The organism is Chryseobacterium sp. SIMBA_029, from assembly GCF_046535275.1.
Lineage (GTDB): Bacteria > Bacteroidota > Bacteroidia > Flavobacteriales > Weeksellaceae > Chryseobacterium.
Map to the genome: position 1 here is coordinate 263135 of NZ_JAWRXA010000007.1, position 19442 is coordinate 282576.

14 protein-coding genes are annotated in these 19442 nt (G+C 34.4%); 4 read left to right on the forward strand and 10 right to left on the reverse strand.

The genetic code is table 11. From position 1 onward, the window contains the following. Window positions 1-3: 3 nt before the first annotated feature. The gene (locus SB679_RS14875; RefSeq protein WP_410703070.1) at window positions 4-3198 is read right to left on the reverse strand and encodes a hypothetical protein; all 3195 of its coding nucleotides are present in this window, start codon (window positions 3196-3198) and stop codon (window positions 4-6) included. 187 nt (window positions 3199-3385) lie between these two features. Between SB679_RS14875 and SB679_RS14880 the strand changes: the two genes are divergently transcribed. From SB679_RS14880 to SB679_RS14890, 3 genes are all read left to right on the forward strand, one after another. Beyond that, window positions 3386-4327 carry a T9SS type A sorting domain-containing protein gene (locus SB679_RS14880; protein ID WP_410703071.1) on the forward strand — a complete coding sequence of 314 codons (942 nt, stop codon included), beginning with the start codon at window positions 3386-3388 and terminating at the stop codon, window positions 4325-4327. Between the two features lie 89 nt (window positions 4328-4416). Beyond that, the gene (locus SB679_RS14885; RefSeq protein ID WP_410703072.1) at window positions 4417-5364 is read left to right on the forward strand and encodes a T9SS type A sorting domain-containing protein; all 948 of its coding nucleotides are present in this window, start codon (window positions 4417-4419) and stop codon (window positions 5362-5364) included. Window positions 5365-5584: 220 nt separating this feature from the next. Next, window positions 5585-6442 (forward strand): nuclease, encoded by an 858-nt coding sequence (locus SB679_RS14890; protein WP_410703073.1) that lies wholly within the window; start codon window positions 5585-5587, stop codon window positions 6440-6442. Window positions 6443-6495: 53 nt separating this feature from the next. Here the strand turns inward: SB679_RS14890 and SB679_RS14895 are convergent, their stop codons facing one another. From SB679_RS14895 to SB679_RS14930, 8 genes are all read right to left on the reverse strand, one after another. Next, window positions 6496-9318, reverse strand: coding sequence for an aminopeptidase (locus SB679_RS14895; RefSeq protein ID WP_410703074.1), 2823 nt, complete (start codon window positions 9316-9318; stop codon window positions 6496-6498). 73 nt (window positions 9319-9391) lie between these two features. After that, the gene (gene pyrF / locus SB679_RS14900) at window positions 9392-10750 is read right to left on the reverse strand and encodes an orotidine-5'-phosphate decarboxylase (RefSeq protein WP_410703075.1); all 1359 of its coding nucleotides are present in this window, start codon (window positions 10748-10750) and stop codon (window positions 9392-9394) included. 124 nt (window positions 10751-10874) lie between these two features. Then, complete coding sequence (locus tag SB679_RS14905) at window positions 10875-11219, reverse strand: YkvA family protein (protein ID WP_410703076.1); 345 nt, start codon at window positions 11217-11219, stop codon at window positions 10875-10877. 82 nt (window positions 11220-11301) lie between these two features. Beyond that, the gene (locus tag SB679_RS14910; protein ID WP_410703077.1) at window positions 11302-11841 is read right to left on the reverse strand and encodes a TlpA family protein disulfide reductase; all 540 of its coding nucleotides are present in this window, start codon (window positions 11839-11841) and stop codon (window positions 11302-11304) included. A 45-nt stretch (window positions 11842-11886) separates the two neighbouring features. Next, on the reverse strand, window positions 11887-12450 hold the full coding sequence (locus SB679_RS14915) for a thioredoxin family protein (protein WP_410703078.1): 564 nt from the start codon (window positions 12448-12450) through the stop codon (window positions 11887-11889). A gap of 13 nt (window positions 12451-12463) precedes the next feature. Continuing rightward, a complete protein-coding gene (gene aroC / locus SB679_RS14920) occupies window positions 12464-13534 on the reverse strand; it encodes a chorismate synthase (RefSeq protein ID WP_410703079.1) in 1071 nt (356 codons plus the stop codon). A gap of 53 nt (window positions 13535-13587) precedes the next feature. Then, window positions 13588-15219: an LIC_10190 family membrane protein gene (locus SB679_RS14925; RefSeq protein ID WP_410703080.1), complete on the reverse strand. Its 1632-nt coding sequence runs from the start codon at window positions 15217-15219 to the stop codon at window positions 13588-13590. A 53-nt stretch (window positions 15220-15272) separates the two neighbouring features. Then, window positions 15273-15827, reverse strand: coding sequence for a YMGG-like glycine zipper-containing protein (locus SB679_RS14930; protein ID WP_410703081.1), 555 nt, complete (start codon window positions 15825-15827; stop codon window positions 15273-15275). A 274-nt stretch (window positions 15828-16101) separates the two neighbouring features. Here SB679_RS14930 and SB679_RS14935 point away from each other — a divergent pair, with 274 nt between their 5' ends. Next, the gene (locus SB679_RS14935; protein ID WP_410703082.1) at window positions 16102-16551 is read left to right on the forward strand and encodes a hypothetical protein; all 450 of its coding nucleotides are present in this window, start codon (window positions 16102-16104) and stop codon (window positions 16549-16551) included. Window positions 16552-17010: 459 nt separating this feature from the next. Here the strand turns inward: SB679_RS14935 and SB679_RS14940 are convergent, their stop codons facing one another. After that, on the reverse strand, window positions 17011-17841 hold the full coding sequence (locus tag SB679_RS14940) for a glycosyltransferase family 2 protein (protein ID WP_410703083.1): 831 nt from the start codon (window positions 17839-17841) through the stop codon (window positions 17011-17013). Between the last annotated feature and the right edge of the window lie 1601 nt (window positions 17842-19442).

Below are 19442 nucleotides of genomic sequence, written 5' to 3' on the forward strand. Positions count from 1 at the left end.
AGTTTAGAAACTGGCTTTCACCTGCATACTTCCAATGTGGATGGTTCTGTCACCGGAATTTCTGCCTTCATAATTTAAATTCAATTGAAGGAAAGAGTTAATGGCCTGTTGAATGAATACACTCCAAACCTGGTTTTTCCCTGGTTTTAATCCGTCTAGCATTTGGTTTCCTACAATACTGAAGTTATTTCCATTGAAATTGTTATTGATGAAAGAAAAGTTCCCTCTGATAGACGTTTTTCTACGTTCCCACTGGATGGTTCCCGTAATATCAAATGCTTTCAGAAGCTCTTCACCGTCGACTCTTTGTTTTTGTCTGAAAGCAGAGGAAAGCTCTGCCTGAATTGCATCTGTGAATTTATAAGTGGCCTTAGGTTTCGTTTCAAAATTATTCAAACGATAATCTCTTGTGGCAAAAAGCTGTGAAGAATTTTTGAGATCATGCACTGAATTCTCCCAGTCAACCCTGAATTCCTTATTAAACCAATACCCGATATTCAGGAAATGAGAAGTCTGTTCGCGTTCTTCATTGCTGAAATTGGCATTGATAAGATTATCATTGGAAATAAAACGATAATTTCCGTTCCAGCCAGATTTTTCTGTCGGATTAAACTGGATGGAAGCTAAGATATTTTGGTTTTTAAGGATCTGGTCTGCATTTTTTTCAAATGGATTCAGGACCAATACTTTGTCTTTTTTATAAAATGAATTTTGGGAATTCAATGAAATATTAAAGTTCCAGCGCTTTAAAAATGAATTTTCTGAGTTGAGGACAATTGCTGGATTCACAAATAGAGCCAGCTGTATTTTGTTTTTATTGGATGGAATGTACCGCACAGAATTGGTGTACACCCTGATATATTGTGCTAGATCAGAATACTCCGCAATCTCGAATTCATCGAGCTGCTGGATGCCGTCTCCGTTATAATCAGTCCATTTATAAATCCCCTGTCCATCCGTTACTTTGAGATATTGGAATTCCCGTTGTGCTTCCTGTCCGTTTCCAAGTTCATAAAAAGCCTGCAGGCGCATTCCGTTTCTAAAAAGCTGCTGATTATAGAGGATATTTCCGACTACGAAATCATTATTTCTGGTTACATCGGTGGCATTGTCAGCCTGATAAAAGAATTTTCTATAATGAACTAAAACGTTTAGGGTTGTTTTTTCAGTTTTGATCAATTGACTTTCGGCCATAATCCCCAGAATATTATTCATATTTTGGAGCTTATTGTCACGTACAGAGTCGTTATCTCTCATATAGACTTTAGCCAATAATTTCGTTCTTGTACTGTCTCCGATTTTCTTTTGCACAAAAAGTTCTTTCCAGCTGAAGCTGCTCACATCCATCAACTGGGTATCATTGTACTTTTTCTCATTATGCTCCATGCTTCCACCGAGTGCCCAACTTCCTTTTTTGCCGGTATACTCTGTAGAAACTCCACCACGGATAAATTTAGTGTCTTGAAGGGTCGCATTAGTATTAAGATAAGACAGATTTCCTTTTGTCAGAAATTTATTTTTTATCCAGCTGAAATCAAGATCATTTTTAAGTCCCTTGTACGAATCCTGTTCATCCAAATAATTGACACGGTAATTTAAGGTAGAGGTATTATTCCATTTATTAAGGAAGCTGAACGTAAACCTGTTTTGGGTTCTTTGACTGAATTCCTGAGCTAAGTTAAAATCCCTGGAGAATTCTACGTCATTAATTCGGTCTAAAATATGAAACTGCTTGTCTATATATTGATATTCAAAGCTTGGAGTACCTTTCCATTTGTTTTTGGTAAGCGTTTTATTCCCGAAAATACGAAATGCATATCCCATATTTTGATCGGAATCTTTTGATGAAAATAAATTAAGATCATAATTACTCAGAGAGAAATCAGCGCCTATTTTTCCATCTTTTAACAGGTATTCAGAATTAACGGAATATACCTGAGATTTTTGAGGGGAAGGAAGCTTCCGTACCGCTCTATAGTCTCCCATATTAGGGCCTACGTATTCAAAAACACGTCCGTTATTAGTGGTTTGTGTAATTTTGTAGTCTCCGAGGTTAACGCCAAAATAAGTAAAAGAAACCTGGTACAGGGTTTGTGCTGCATCAGTTGAAAATTCGTAAAAATTTCCATTAGGATTCAGACGGTATAAGATTTTATTTACATCATACTCTGTAACCACACCAGAGGGCGCATACATTAAGTTGGGATCGTTGCCCGCATTGGCCAATATCTGTTCGTCTTCTTTTGATAAATTCAGTGAGAGCGGTGCATTTTTATTGTCATTTTCCATGAACCAGCTTAATCCGACTTTTAATTTTTCTCTTTGATGTTCAAGCTTTCCCGTGAATAAATATCTTGAATAATTTCTATTGGCGTAATTATAAGAAATAGTGATAAAATTCTGCTGGAAAATGGGACGGAAACTGGTGAAAGTTACTTCACCCGTGTTGTAATTAATGACGTAATCCTGATTTTCCCCACGTTTCATTAAAATACCATCAATGAAAACCTGTTCAGATCCGGAGATTAGGGTAATGAATTGTTCCCCGTTTTTTCCCGTTAAACGATAAGGTCCCTGGTTACCCTCAACCCCCTGAAAACGGACTCTGTGGAATTCACTTCGGGCAACTCCCATAGAGACATCCACAAAGGTTTTATTTTCTTTTCCAAATTCTGTCTGAAACTCAAGTCCCATACTTCGCCTTTGGTATTTGGCAAAATAGTTTTTAGATTCTACCAGATCAAGATGTCCTGCTCTAAGGATAGATTTATCCTTAATATTAAGCTGCATATAGATCTTATCAAACTCTTCCAGGGTCTGTGTATATCCATCAGCCTGAATAGGAAGGTTATGGTCTGAAATACTTGCTAAAATGGTAACATCTTTGGAAAGCCTCCCGGAGATCTGAAGATCCATTGAACTTTGTACAGACTGTCCCTGATTGTTACCAAATGTGATCCCACGGATAATGGAACCTTTGGAATTAAGCTCTCCCAGAAATCTTTTTTTATCGTTTTTGGCGAGTACAGCTTCATCGATGATTATTTTATTATTGGTTCTGACAAAGTCTAAAGTATCTTTTGCGAAAATGTCCTGTTCAAGCCTAGCAGCAAGAATACTGTCTTTCTTTATAGTGTCCTTGGGAAGGTTGGGATTTTTCCATGAGAATATCTGTGCGCTACCCGAAAATATGCCCATGAAAAAGAAAATAAGAAGAAGAATAGAATTCCGCAAGTTTTTTTAAAATAATTCGTAAAAATAGCTAAAAAATGTTAACGGGAAGGGTTTTAGCATTATTAACAGAAAATTAATCTAATTATTGTATGATAGGAAAAAATACTGCTATTTTTGCCGTAGAAATTATTAATTATTTAAATTTTGAATTATGAGAAAATTTTATTCTTTAGCTTTAGTTGGTTTAGCAAGCTTGGCTTTTGCACAAATTAGTTTACCTGCACTTAATACAGCATATACTCAAAACTTTGATGGACTGGCAAGTACAGGTTCTACCGCTTCTACCACGTTAACAGGTAGTCTTGCAGGTTGGAGTATTTCAGAGACAGGAAGTAATGCGAATACGACATATACTGTAAGTACGGGTTCTATAAATTCTGGAGATACCTATAGCTTTGGTGCTACCAGCAGTACTGATAGAGCATTGGGATCGATTGCAAGTGGTACTTTACTTTCCAGATGGGGAGCTCAGTTTAAAAATGATACAGGAAGTACCATTACTCAATTGTTGATATCATATACAGGTGAACAGTGGAGGATGGGAGATGTAACGAGAGGTATCAACGATCAGATTACTTTTGAAATCAGTACCAACGCGACTTCTTTAACTACAGGAACATGGACACCTGTTACTGCTTTAACATATAACAGTAATGAAATTACAGGAACTGCAGGTCTTAGAGATGGAAATGCTGCGGCTTACAGAACAACATTGACTTCCACTGTTACAGCATTAAGTATTGCGGCAGGACAGAATTTCTGGATTAGATTTGTAGATGTAAATGTTGCTGGAACAGATGATGGTTTAGCAATTGATGATTTTTCTTTAACGCCTCAACCGTCTACTTCATTAGCAACAACTGAAAATGCTGCTTCTAAAAAAGTTTTTGTTAAAACTACTTCAGTGGATAGTGAAATTCATTTCGGAGTAAAATCAGAGGTGAAAATTTATTCTGTTGCTGGACAGTTATTAAAAACAGCTTCAGTTTCTGAAAACGGAGTATTAAATATCGCTGATCTCCAGAAGGGGATTTATATTGTCACTGGAAATGTAGCTGGAAAAGCGGTTTCAGAGAAAATTATAAAAAAATAAACTTTAACAATTTGTTAATTCTACACCGTCATTTTAATAAAGTGACGGTTTTTTCGTAATTTTATATCATAAATTTAAAACTTTACTTTATGAAAAAGATTTTTACTGTTTTGGGGATAGCATCTGCTATTAGTTTTATAAATGCACAAACGACGGTACTAACTGATAACTTTAGTTATACTGGAGCTCTTACAGCCAATGGATGGACTTCACATAGTGGAACAGCAGGACAATTAACTTCAAATGGAACATCTGTTAATTTAGTAGCTGGTAATTCAGAAGATGCTAATAAAGCATTTACAGCACCATTTACGCTTTCTCCTGGTGTTATTAGTAAAGCTGATTATTCTGCTACAATAAATATTGCCAGTGCTACAGGTTTAACGACTGCAGGTGAATATTTTTTAATGTTTACTGTTACATCCGGGACTTCTCCTGGAAATTTTAATGCTAGACTATATGCGAAAGGTTCTACTACAGGCTATACTTTAGGAGTCTTGAATAATGGTGCAGGCTCTCCGGCGCCAGCTCCTACGTATGGTACTGAGATTCCGTATGGTACACCTGCAAATATTACAGTAACCTATATTGTTGATAATTCAGTGACTCCTGCAACTAATACGGCAACATTACAAATCAATTCTCAACCTCTTCTTACTAATGCTTTAGGAACAGGAACTGCTTCAACTACGATTGGTGGAGTTGCAATCAGACAAGCCGGAAATGCTACGTCTGGAACGGGAAATATTTCTATAAGTAACTTAGTAGCAAGAGTTTTTAATTCTACACTAGCTGTTTCTGATGTAAAAAATGTAAAAGGAAGTTTCGTTAAAAATACTTTTGTAAAAAACAGCGAAATCACTTTTGGAGCCAATGCTAAAGATGTAAAAGTTTACAATATGTTTGGACAGATTGTAAAAACAGCTTCTGTAAAAGAAAATGGAACATTAAATGTTTCTGAACTGGCAAAAGGAAACTATATCGTAACAGGTATCGTAAACAACGAGCCGGTTTCTCAGAAGATTTTAAAAGACTAATCTATAAATTCTTTTTTAGATATCATCCAGCCATTTCATTGAAATGGCTGGATTTTTTTGTGATAAGCGAATTATAGTTTGTCTTTATTACATATAATATCTAAAAATATTTATTTTTTTTGATGTATTAATAGAAATTGCTATTATTTTTTATATTGTTTTTAATGTTGTGGTATTGTTTTTGATGTTTTTTATTAAATAACGCAAAGATTATATAGATATGAAGAAAATATTTACTATTATTGGATTAATATTAATCAGTTCATCTGTTAATGCACAAATTGTCATTAGTGAACTATATAGAGGAAGTGGAAATTCAGAATCAATAGTAAAGAATAATTACATACTATTAAAAAATATAGGGGCGTTTTCAGCTTCATTGTCGGGAGCAACATTACAATATGCACCGGAAGGAGGTAATTTTACTCAATATCATACTTTGCCAACCCTTACTTTAGGTCCGGGACAATCCTACCTAATTAAGGAAGCAGTAAGTAATGAGGATGATGTTGATTTTCCTGCTGCCGATTTTGCACCAACCGATGTGATTAATTTTAATGGTACACTTAATCCTTCTAAAGGAATAGTACTAGCCGCTTCAGGGAAAATTGCTTTGGTTGGTAATACAATAATGGTTACAGGACCAACAGGAGATCATATTCTGGATTTTGTAGGATATGGACCAATAGCCAACCAATTTGAAGGGAGCGGTCCGGCACCATCGCTGAATGGTACTGTAGCGATAAAAAGAATAGCTGAGGATAACAATGATAATAAGACTGATTTTGTAGTATCAACAGTACAACCGGTTAATTCTTTAGGGAATACGCAAGCTGTAGTAGATAATCAAAATATGGAATCTGCTTTTGTAGAGAATGCTTTTATTAAAAATAATGTAATTAATTTCGTGACAGAAGTTAAAGACGTGAAAGTGTTTGATAAATACGGACAGGTGGTAAAAAAATCTACTAAAAATGCAGTTTCTACTCTAGATGTTACGGGAGTACGGAAAGGAGATTATATTGTTACCGGAACCATTAATAATGAGCCGGTTTCTCAAAGAATTGTAAAAGATTAGTTTTCAAAATAATTTTGCTAAGGGAACAATTGTATTTACAATTGTTCCCTTTTTTAATACCATCCGCGTCTGGCAGCATTAATAACGGCACCCAGATTAATGACAAGCGTATATCTGATTCTTCTGGCATAATCTTTAAATGAAGGCTCAAAGCCTAATGACGACTGCACTGGAAAATAAATTTCAAGGAAATCAGGAATTAATTTTACTTTGATCCCACTATCCCATATAAATTCGGTAGGGCGGTTTTTATTTTTATAAATTCCGGCATCTGCATACACATGGAATATCTTCCAGACACTTGAATCTACATTAAAAGAGGTAATCCACTGATTAACACTTCCGGGAATGAATGATTTAAAACCACCATCTGCCAGAATAAACTGTTGCGAAAGAATACCACTGTTGGCACTTTCACCTAGAAGATTATAAGAAAAAGAATAGTTTGAAACTCTGGAAATTCCATAATTAAACATGCTATTCCGGGTCTCGTTTCTTGCAAAATATCCTGCAAATACACGCAGGCTGAGCTTTTGCTTAGGTGCAAATTCCCATCTGTAAAAACCTTCAGCGGTTATTTTATTAAAGTCTTCCATGCCCTGGGTACTTATGCTTAAGCTTTTTTCATGGATCATCTGGCTGTCGCTATATCCATATCCGACACTCCAAAGGTTATATTTTCCATAATCTTTGTTGGCAACCATAAGAGGACTCAGGTCTCTTTCAAAATAATTATAGGATAGCCCAATCCCTCTGCTTACTGTACTTCTAGGGTTTTTTCTGAAATTGATATTGGAAAATAAAGATCCCTTTCGATAAGCAAGCCCATAATCATAATGGAAATAAGAACCTGAAATACCAAAAGTCAGACTTCGGATAACACTTTCAGCCGGTAAAAAAGAGTAGGATACCGAACCCGAACCGGTTAGTTTTCCTGTCCCTGAGCTGTAGGTCGGGGTAATAGAGTAGAGGAACTTCTGATCAAATAAAGACTGGTTTTTAAAATTCACTCCAAAAAGAAACTTATCATACGTATTGTTAAAACGTACTCTGGGGTTTATGTAAATTTCATTGTATTCAGGGTTCGGAATATCTTTTATAAATTTAAATTTGATTTTTTTTGCATGTGAAAATAAGCCTTTTGCATACAGAAAATTGTCACGATAATTCGCTTCAGGAAATATATAATCGTTATTTAATGTAATTTTATAAACGTCTTCAGAGGCAGGAAGAGATACATTTTTGATCTTTTCATTCTCTTCCGTTTCTATCCAGAAGGTCTTTCTTTCTCCTTCCCGTGTTTGGGTTTCCAGCTTTACAGGAATAGCAGTATCCGTATTTCTTGCGATGTTGATGTGAAGTGAATCGCCATCTTTTTTGTAATTTTTCAGACTAAAGTTAACCCTGTTTTTCTGTTCCAGGAAATGTGTTAAATAAGTCGTTGCCTTGTCCTTCTCTGCAATTTTTTTTAGAAAATCTCTTGGATTAACCTGTTTGTCTGTGTTTTGGGCAATGTAATCTTTTACTATCGCATTGAAATTTTCATACCCCATTTTTTCCGCTGAATAATTGAACAGACTTCCTGTTTCAAAACTGCTGATCGCCATATCATTGAAATTACTCAATGCTGTAAAGTCTTCATCAATTTTCTGATCCAGATTCTGGGACATGATGTATTGATATGCCAAACCATATCGGTCAAGCAGCTTAACTTTTGAAGCATGGAATAATTTTAAAGGCTTAATCCCAAAAATACTGTTTTCAGGCAGACTTCCCAGAAGTTTGGTGTCTGCGTAAAATTTTTGCAGATACTGAATCTCAAGATAAGATTTTAGTCCATTTTTAAACCAATGATCGTTTTGTTTATCAGCGATAATGCTTTCATCCAGGATTTTTTTAGCAATAATCCCAAAATAATCCATATCGGTTTTTTCCGCATCATTAAATAATTGAAACCTGAATTTCCAGAAGCTGATGTCATTATTTCCAAAAAAATCCTCTTTCGCCCTGAACTTATCAGAAATAAAAATCCTATCCGGAACAAAACCTATTTTTTCTTTAATAAACTGAAGGTGTAAAGGAAGATAAAATTCCAGATTCTCCTTTTCTTCAGGTTTTAAATTATATCCGAATTTAATTTCGGTATGGATGCCTCCCGTATTGATTTTGATAGAAGGAAATTCGTTTTGAGTGATTAAAAATTCAGGATCAGAATCCAGATATCCTTTGAAGGCATTCATTTGAATCTGAGGCAGGTTGCTGTCAATAAAATGATTAACCGGCAGATCAAAATTAACTGTCCAATAGGTATTGAAGTTGACGGATTCCTCGATATCGTTATAGCTTCTTTTGGAAATATTGTCCGGATCAAAATGATCCGGAACAATAAAGAAGTATTTTAAGGCAACGTTTCTATCGGATGTTCCATAACCGGTAAATTTCTGGTCAGGAAGCTGCATCCTGTAATGCAATTGCAGTTTGATGCTTTCGCCTGGTTGTAAAGCTTTAGACAAAGGAAGAAAAAGATTCTGGTCCGTAATATTTTCCACCACAACGGGCTGGCTTTCGGAATTCTTAATATCCAATTCCAAAAGTTTGCCGAGCTGTTCCTGTTTTGCAAAATGCAGGTCGCTGCTGCGGTCTTCCAGTTTCCGGTAGACCAATGATGTTCCTCTCTTGTTATAAGCTGAAACCCAGTTTAAAAGTTTTATGTTGTTTACCTCTTTGTCAGAGTGGTTGTAATATATAAGCTCCTGATTAATTTCCAGTATTTTTTTGTCTGAAGATAATTTAGCTTCAATATATATACTGTCTTTTTGTGCAGAAACCTGTACAACTCCCCAAAACAAAATAAGGCAAATGCTGATCTTTTTCAATATTCCTGATAAAGCCCAAATATAACTTATTTTGAATATATTTCTTAAGATTTTAGTTCGGAATTCCTTTTTTTTATAAAGAATTCATATAGGCGTTCCAACCTTCGTTTTTATAGGCTACAGCGGCAGCTTCCGGATTCTCAGATTTATAAATTCCTCTTCCTACAATGATGAAATCCGTATGAAGGGTTTTGAAAACATGCTCTGGAGTATTGTACTGTTGTCCCTTTCCATCTCCTGAATCTGCCAAGTTGACTCCCGGAGTGAATAATAAGATATCATCCGGAATTGGATTCTGGGAAACCCCGCCAATAACATTAGGATGTGATAAAGCCACTTTAAGTGCTTCTTCACGGTAATTGTTGGTCGTTAAAGTTCCTTTGGAAGACATTCCGATAATGGCTACAACACCTACATTCTTGAAACAGTCTAAAGATTCAAAACCTCCGATAACCTGTGAGGTTACAAAATCTGCCCAGTCTGTAATTTTAAAAACTCCGCTTGTAAACTGAAGTTCCTGAGTATTTCCGATATCTGCAAATTTTCGGTCTTCCATTAGTAAGAACTGGTGTTTTGCCGCCAATTCTTTCAATGGAGTGATTGTTTTTTCGTATTCGAAATCGGAGATAATATCGATGTGCGTTTTTAATGCAATAATATGAGGGCCTACTTTATCAGCAAGATCCAATAATTCCTGCGTAGTGGTAACATCTGCAGAAGCAATCAGATTTGATTTTTTTGCCAACGCTGTTTCTAACAATTTTTTTGAAACCGAATGTTGAGCCTGTGTTAATTTCTGTTCATAAGAACATCTTGTTTTTTCTTCAAACTGGATATGGTTTCCCAAAAGGAAATCCTGAATTCTTTTTACTTCTTCTTCAGAAAGATCTCCGGTTTCCTGAAGGATGGTGCAGACTTCTGAAATATTGAAAAGCGTATGAACTCTGTAGCCCTTACTTTCCAGCAATTGTTTTCCACCCTGCTCTCTGTCTAGTACCACAACGATATCAGAAACATTAAGGTCTTCCTGTTCGATCTCCGGAATGGTTTCTAACAGAGATTTTCCGGAAGTGATCACATCCTCTACCAACAGACAGTTTTGTCCCTTCTGGTAAATTCCTTCAATCATTTTTTTGGTACCGTAGTCTTTCGCTTCTTTTCTTTTAATAATTAATGGAATGTAGCTTTCCAGCGACATGGCTGTAGCCATTGGAAGTGCGGCATAAGGAACCCCACAGATTAAATCAAAATTATCTAAAGGAAGCATTTCCAATAAATAATTAGCGAGATTTTTTAAGATCTTAGGATCTGAAGCCAGCGGTCTTAAATCTACATAAAACGGACTTTCAATACCGCTTTTTAAGGTAAACCTTCCGAATTTAATGATGCCCAGCTTGTAGCACTCTAAAAAGAACTCTTTTTTACTTTCCATTATTTTTTATTAGATATTGCAAATTTAACGATTTGAAATAAGGCTTAAAAATTTATCATCATTTTCTCACAAAAAAGCCATTTCAGTATACACTGGAATGGCTTGAAATAGTAGGGATATACTATTATTTTATAATTTCGGCATCTATTACTTTAGTGATGCCGCTGTATTTTTGTTCAGCTTCCCAAAGGAGAAATTTGTCAACCTCTTTGACCAACTTAGGAATTGTTAAAGATAGAACTGCTAAGTCATCTAAAACTCCTAATACCGGTACTGCGACTTCCGGAAGAAGATCTATGGGAGAAATCACATACAGAATTCCTAAAAGTGGAAGAATAATGTCAATGGATTTTATAGGATAGATTCCTTTTTTCCACATTCTTACCATTCTGAAAATGTCTGGGATCTTTTTTACGAAGCCCTTATGGCTGATTGCTTCTTTTGCTAAATTTAATTTTGAATATTTCATTTTGTGTTTGGTTTTAAAATAAAGTTCCAATGCTGTAAATTTCGCAAATTTTATACCAATTCATGATAAAATTTAGTTAAACTTATTTAACAATGTTATCGATAAACTGATGTACAGATTCTGTATTCCAGTCTCTATAGGCATCTTCCTTGATTAAAATTCTACCTGTTTTGTCTAATAAAAACGTAGTAGGAAAAGCTTTTGGTAACAGGTTTTCAGAAATTGGGCTTTGTGCGATATATACAGGAACGGTATAATTATTATCTTTTAAAAATTTTCTTACGGCTTCTTCCTGATCATTCATCGCAATCAGTACAAAATCTACATTTCCTTTGCGGGTATCATACAGCTTCTGGATGGTAGGCCATTCTTTTCTGCATGGCGGGCACCAGGTTCCCCAGAAATTTAAAAAGACAGGTTTATTTTTAAAGTTTTTAAGATTGGTACTGGGCGCATTAATTCCCTTTAATTCGATATCATAATCTTCTTCACTTATATGCACAGCTTTTTCAATAGCTGCCACTGGGAAAAACTGATCTCTTAAGAAATCTTTTACACCCGGAACAAAAGCAATAACACCAATAATGATGATCAATACAAAGTAGATGATATTTTTTTTCATGATTTATTCTTTAGTGTTGTTGTATGCTGCATCAAATTTATCATATTATAACAATTCTAAAATTTCCTGAACGGCATCCTTACCTCTGTTTTTAGCATAATACAATTGCAGGTCGTTGTAGAAATTATCTTTTGGATATCCTTCAGGATCGGCTTTATGCTTCATGAGTAATTCATGTCCCTGTTTTGGACGGGGTCCCCAGGAATTCTTTATATTAAAATCTTGATCTAAAATAATTACTTTCGGGATTGATTCCGTCCCGTTTGTTAAAAACTGGTTGATTAAGCTTTTATCACTGTCTCTCAGGAAAATTCTGACTTCGTTATGGTTTTTAAAAAAAGTGAATAGTGCAGGTACTGTTGCGCTTGCATCTCCACACCATGCTTCAGAAATGATTAAAATTTTACCGTCAAAATTTTTTGATGCCAGTTCTTTCAACTGTTCTTCATCCGGAACATACTTTTTCAGTGTTCTGTCCATTCTCTGAAGTCCCAATTCATAGTATTGCTTATACTCTGCTTCTTGCTGATTAGATGGATTTTCTAATCTTTCTTTTGCGATATCTATATATTTTTCAAAAGAAATTCCCTGGTCCCAGTAATTTTTCATACTAAATATTAGGTTAAAAATTATTTATATTTCTTGTTTTGTTGATCAGAAACAGATCAGCCAGTACGAATGCAGCTAAGCTTTCTACCACAGGAACAGCTCTCGGAACTACACATGGGTCATGACGGCCTTTTCCTTCTACAATAACAGGGTTTCCATATTTATCTACACTTTCCTGGGGTCTTAAAATCGTAGCTACAGGTTTGAAAGCGGTACGGAAATAAATATCCATTCCATTGGAAATACCTCCCTGGATTCCCCCCGAAAGGTTAGATTGTGTCGTAAAATCTGTATTAAAGGCATCGTTATGCTCTTTTCCCGTCATTTTTGCTCCACAAAAACCGCTGCCGTATTCGAAGCCTTTACATGCGTTGATGTTCAGCATTGCTTTTGCCAGTTCAGCCTGTAGTTTGGAGAAAATTGGTTCGCCAATACCTACAGGAACATTTTTAATGACACAGGTAATGGTTCCTCCAATTGTGTTCCCTTCTTTTTTGATTTCCTTAATTTTAGAAATCATTTTTTCAGCAGTTTCAGTATCCGGGCAACGAACTTCATTACTTTCAGTTTTCGAAAAATCTAAAGCCTGATATGGTTTTTCACAAAAGATTTCACCCACAGAAGATACATAGGCATTGATTTCAATGTCTGATAACAATTGTTTTGCAAGTGCACCTGCTACGACCCAGTTGATGGTTTCTCTGGCCGAAGATTTTCCGCCTCCGCGATAGTCTCTTACTCCAAATTTTTGATCATATGTAAAGTCTGCATGACTCGGGCGATAAGAATCGGCGATATGATCATAGTCTTTTGATTTCTGATTTTCGTTTTCGATGATAAAACCAATGGGAGTACCGGTAGTTTTTCCTTCAAAGATTCCCGAAAGAAATTTTACTGTATCACTTTCTTTTCTTTGTGTGACAATAGCTGACTGTCCGGGTTTTCTGCGATTCAATTCATATTGAATTTTATCGAAATCAACCGTTAAACCTGCCGGGAAATTATTAATGATTCCACCATAAGCCACACCGTGACTTTCTCCAAATGTTGTAAGACTGAGAAGATTACCTAAAGTATTGAACATAGTACAAAATTACTTTTTTTTCTTCAGATAAGAAAGTTTCGGAATTTGTTCTATTAATGAGTGTTTTTGATACTATAAATAATGTTTTGGGCATCTTTTATCTGTTTGGAAGTCAGCTTTTTCCAGATAAATCCTTTTTTGACATTTTTTTCATCTATATATTGAGGAAAAATGCCTGCGTGAATATCATCTATAATATAGCTTCGGGAAATTGCAGGGACAGGAGTATCAAAATTATATGGATAATTTTTTGAAACATTGAATTTTAAGTTGCCTGTCTTAAACGAATCAAAACTGTTATAATGATAGACTGAAGGGCTGTACAATTGTTTTTTTTCAAACGGACCCATAAAGCTTCCCAATCTGAAACTTGGAAGATACTGCTGAAGAAGGCTGGGAAAGGTTAGAAACATGATAAGAACAATACTTAATCCTGAAAAAGCAGCGATTGAAGTTGTTTTATTAAGCTGTTTAAAAAACAGGACAAAAAAGATCACAAAAAATACATCGATAAAGAACCTGTATTGCGCGGAGAATAAAAGGACAAGGATACTTTTAATAAGAATAGATATCAGAATAAGGGTAACCATCTTGTTTTTTTTGAGGAAAGCAAAAATGGTGAATACTAATAAACTGAGGATAAAGAGAATATTGATCTTCGATTTTATTCCATGTAAAAGCAGCCAGTTTTTAGCATATTCCCACCAGGAAAAATTTTGAATTTCCTGATAACTGTACTGCATATCGTACGTTTTTAAGATCGCGTATTGAGACGACTTTTGTAAAATTTCGGGATTAGGTTTCCAGCTTATTCCCAGATCGATTACTGAAACCGGAAAAATAGGATACCCGAATGTCCAGATATTTTTTACAAAGAATAAAAGCAGGACTGCCCCTCCAAAAAATAAACTTTTGACATTTGATTTTACGATCAGAATAGAGTAGAGGAAGCTTAGTATCGGGAGCCATATCATCGTAGGTTTGATGGCAAATACAAAAATTGAAAATCCAAATAACAGACTTGTTTTTCTGTTTCCGGATACTATTTCATTTAATAAGATAAGTGAAAAGACGATCACGGGAAGGTCCGGGCTTGGTGATTGGGAAAATAAGAGGAGTACAGGAAGAAAACACAGCTGGATCCAGCTTTTCTTTTCTATGATATATATGGTGTAAATGATCAATATAACAGCATTTATTCTCAAAAAGGGATCTGAGAAATTCGAAAATCCTGCCTGGAAAATATGCCATATCGACATCTGTCCCAATGTAAGATCCAGGTTGGAGATTCCTTTTACCAGGCCATATTCCGTCAGCCATTGAATGGTGGGGACATAATATCCAAAATGGTCTAATATATAAGGATAATAAGAACTGCAAAATGCAATGATAAGAATGATGCTTAGGGCTAGAAGACGCTCTTTTTTTGAAAAATGATAGAGGTTTAGGAATAATTTTTCTTTAAAAAAATATAAAAATCCTATCAGGACGGTTGGAATTTCGATGTAGATATTCAGCGGAAAAAAAAATGCAAGTATAGACCAGATCAAACTGATTCCTACTATTCCGGATATTATATTCCCTGAAATCCCGGGATATAAAGAGCCTAGAAAATGTTCCACAAGTTTCCCTATGCCCATTAAGGCCGGGATGATAAAAATGGAAGAAAGGAGTAATAAGATCATAAAAAAAGATTGCCTAAAAATAAGCAATCTTTTATTCTTTCTGAAAATATTAATTATTTGGGTTGTACTCTTCCGTCTTTTCTGTCACCTGCTCTACCGATTGTATATCCGGTAGCACCACCTACAACACCGCCTATTACGGCACCAAGGCCTCTGTTATTTTTACTGATAATGGCTCCTGCTGCGGCTCCACCTACCGTTCCTATGATAGTTCCTTTTGCAGCTTTACTCATTCCTTTTTTCTTGGTAGTACCCTGGGAAGCGGTACTGCTGCTACTGCCATTATTGGCGTAAGTTCCATTACTGGAATTTGAACTGGATTCCCTATCTCTGTAAACGGTTTTGGTTTCTCTTATTACCTGTGGTCTTGAATTATTTTCTGCAACAGATTTTGTTTTTTTATCTGCTACTATACTGTCTGCTTTTTTTTGTGCTTCATACACAATTCTTTCTTTTTCAATAGCCAGCTTTTGTTTTTCTATGTCAAGCTGTCTGGCCTGAAATTCAATTTTCTGCTGTTCCAGAGACTTTTCTGCCGTCTGGTTATCCTTTTTGCAGGCTGTCATTACCATGACGGATATAAAACCTGCTAATACTACCTTTTTCATAATTCAAATTTTAATACGTAAGATTCAGTTAAGCAACTAAATCTTTACTATTATTTTCAATTATGAAGCCAAGTTTTAGTTAAAGAATGTTAAAGTTTAATTAAAATGTCATTGACCTCTCATTTAAAATGATAAAATATTCTGGATGGAATTTTGTCTGAAGCCAGGAATGGACGGTATTGACTAAAGGTACAGAATGTAATTGTATATTAATTAATAGTTTTCATTTGATTCATATGAATTGGGTATTTTTGAACTACCAAATTATAATAATATGAAAAATGTAACATTGAAGGCAATAGCCTTCACAGTATTGTCAGCTCTGGCCATGTCGTGCTCTTCTGATGATGAATTGCTTGTAGAATCTCAGCCTGCAGCCCAGTCAGCCGTATCAAAAGAGGCTTTAAAAGTGAAAACATATAAGATCCGTTATGGACTTCTTTCCAAAAGCGGTACAAAGATTCTTTCAGGGAACTATGATGTAGGAAGTTTTATCGCTACAGATACCGCTACCGGTGTTGCCTATGACACCTATTATAGCGGAGGTTTTCAGTCTCTTCCACAATATTATGAAGGTATTCCGGCGGGAACTTATGTTTTTTCTGCTATGCAGGGGCAAGGAGGCTGGGTAGGTTACGGATCTGTATCGGCAGTAGTATCGGATACGCAGGTGGATGCGGACGGGTATGTCACGGTATATATTCCGATAAGTTGGGAGGAATAACTTTGTGGAAATAAAATATTTACCTAAATTTACGCTTCTTCAATAGAGGATTTTTTTGATGAGTTTGGTATTGTAGGTAGTTTTTTATTCACATTGTTTGGATATTTACAGTAATCATTTATTTTTAAATTAATTATTTGTTTCATCAACGCTTGTTATTTTAGGTTATAACTTAATTTCCAGGAAAATAAATTATACATCCAATTTTTTGTTTTACAGTTATGATTTTCCATATTAGGGAAAATGTAATAAAATATTAAATAGCAGCTTTTTACAATATTCTGTTCGGATTTTCTGAATAGATTTTTTTCATCATTTGTGTTTTTAGGCCTCCTGAAAAGGGGGCCGTTTTTATGTGGAAATATTAAGAGATTTTCTTATTATAATCAATAAGACTTTTGGATATGGATTCAGCTAATAGAGTATAAAAAACTCCTCACAATGGAGGAGTCTAGCAGATTATAGATTTAATGTAAGTTTTAACTTATTAATGAGGCGGTGTACTTTGTTGGTCTGATAATTCAGCAACTGATAAATTTCCTGTGCGTTGGTATAATCATCAGGAACTATTCTGTTATTTATTTTTCTTATTCCTCTTCTTTTCATGGTTTCATGAATAACTTTGGCGAAAGATTCTTTTGCAGTCTGTTTGGAACTGTGTTGCGAAATTCCATTAGAATGCAATCTATACAGATAGAGTGGCTCTTTAACAAACGTTACATCTCCATGTTCGAGAATTTTCAAATAGAGATCCTGATCTACTGCACTTTTTAGGTTTGCATTAATGCCGGATGTTTTGAAATAGGTTTCTTTTTTAAACACAAAGAAATGAGCAAACTGAGTTGGACAGTTGAAAAAGTATCGGCTGTTATAAATCTGTTTTGTATTGGCGAAAACCTTATCTGGAGTAAGATTTTCATCACATAGCATCATTTGAGAGTACAAGGCTACAATATCTGTATTCTTTGCAAACTCAAATGCACAAGTCTCCAGAGCTGTACTGTAGATGGCATCATCAGGATCAAGATAGGCACATATGTCACCCTCTGCATATTTCATGCATTCTCTTTTTGTGAAGCCACAGCCATTATTTTTCTGATTATGATATAACTTGAAACGATCATCATTTTTTATGATATTTTTAATGACTTCAACAGAATCATCGGTAGAAGCATCATCAACAATGATTACTTCCCAGTTTGTATACGTCTGGCTGAGAAGTGAGTTATAACAATCAGTAAAATATTTTCCATTATTATAGTTGGCTATAAGTACAGAAATTTTTATCACAATTTTATGAATTAATATTATTTCATAAAAGTAGGAATTAAAATAATTAAAAAACATGCCTTTAATCATGCTGTATTTTGTATTTTTTTCTTATTTTTTACGTATTATTGATGTGAATTGATTGTTAATAATTATTTATTAATATTAATACCTTAATTTGTAGATAATCTGTTGCTTTGTGATTCTGTCTGTTTTTCGGGCTGCTTTTTTCTAAAGTAGAAGTTGAGTTTATGATATGTTTTCTGTTATGTCTGTGAAATATTTAAATTTTATCATATTTCACAAATATTTAATATGGTAGGTTGATGATATAATTAAATGTGAATTTTTTTTAATTTACCAGCATCCTTTTTTTTATTAATATGCAGGATTGTAAAATAGATTGTATGTGTGGAGTTGCCGATTACTGCGTATTGATATAATAAATTATATTTTATGAGTACAGTCATAAAATATAAAAAAAATACATTGTAGTTTTGAATAGAATTTAATGATAGATAATTATATTTCTAATATAAATAAAAATTTTTTTTTCATCATTTGTGTTTTTGAGGCCTCCATTTATTGGGGGTCTTTTTTTGTATATAATATATCTAATCTATATGGTTAAATGGTAATAGATGAAATAATATAAATAGTTGTTTGATTGTTAGTTTATTATATTTTCTTTATTAAGAATCGAAGTTAATTTTATATATAAGGTAAGAATTATTGAAAAAAAAATATTGTTAAAAAGTAATCTTTGGCACGATATTTCAATGTAAGAATCCAACTCATGTTTAATTTGAGTTTTCATGGTTATTAGTTTTTATCCTCGGAGAAGTCCGGGGATTTTTTTTTACTCTTTTTTCATCTAGATTCTGACTGTTTCTTATGTCTATATTTTTCATACGAATTAAATTTTCACGTTACCTATCTTTTTTGTAAGAATTTTTGTTTAGAAGATTAGTGTTTGTTAAAATGTGGATAACTTTATTATATATCTTATTTATAGTTATTTGTGATGTTTATAACTTGCATTTTCATAGTGGATAACTTTCTTTATTGAGGAAATGTTCGTTGAGGTGAGGGTAGTTTCTTTTATTGAAATGGATTGTATTAAAAAAAACTTAAAATATAATTTGTTGGAAATATTGGCATGTTTTTTCAATGTAGTATAGTGACTCATGTTTAGTTTGAGTTTTCATGGTTATTAGTTTTATCCCCGGACTTCTCCGGGGATTTTTTATTTACTCTTGTTGGTGATTCTTATCTCCTGTTGTTTCTCCTTGTTGTAAATATTGGATATCTCGTATGACTGATTTCTTATCTTTTTTAAAGTAATTTTTGTGCATTTCTCAAATTCTATGCGGGTTTGTATTTACGTGCTTGTAGTCTTGTCGTATGGGAACTGTTCCGTTTGATTGTTTTCTAATTCTTTTTTGGTACTAGGTCTTTTTGTTATATGGGTTGAGTGTGGGTGTAATGTGTTTGTTAAAATGTGGATAACTTTATTATTGTTCTTATTTTCAGTATTTTATAATGTTAATAATTTGAATTATTATGGTTGATAACTTTCATGTTGATGAATAAATACAATCTGGATTGAGTGTTTTTGGGGA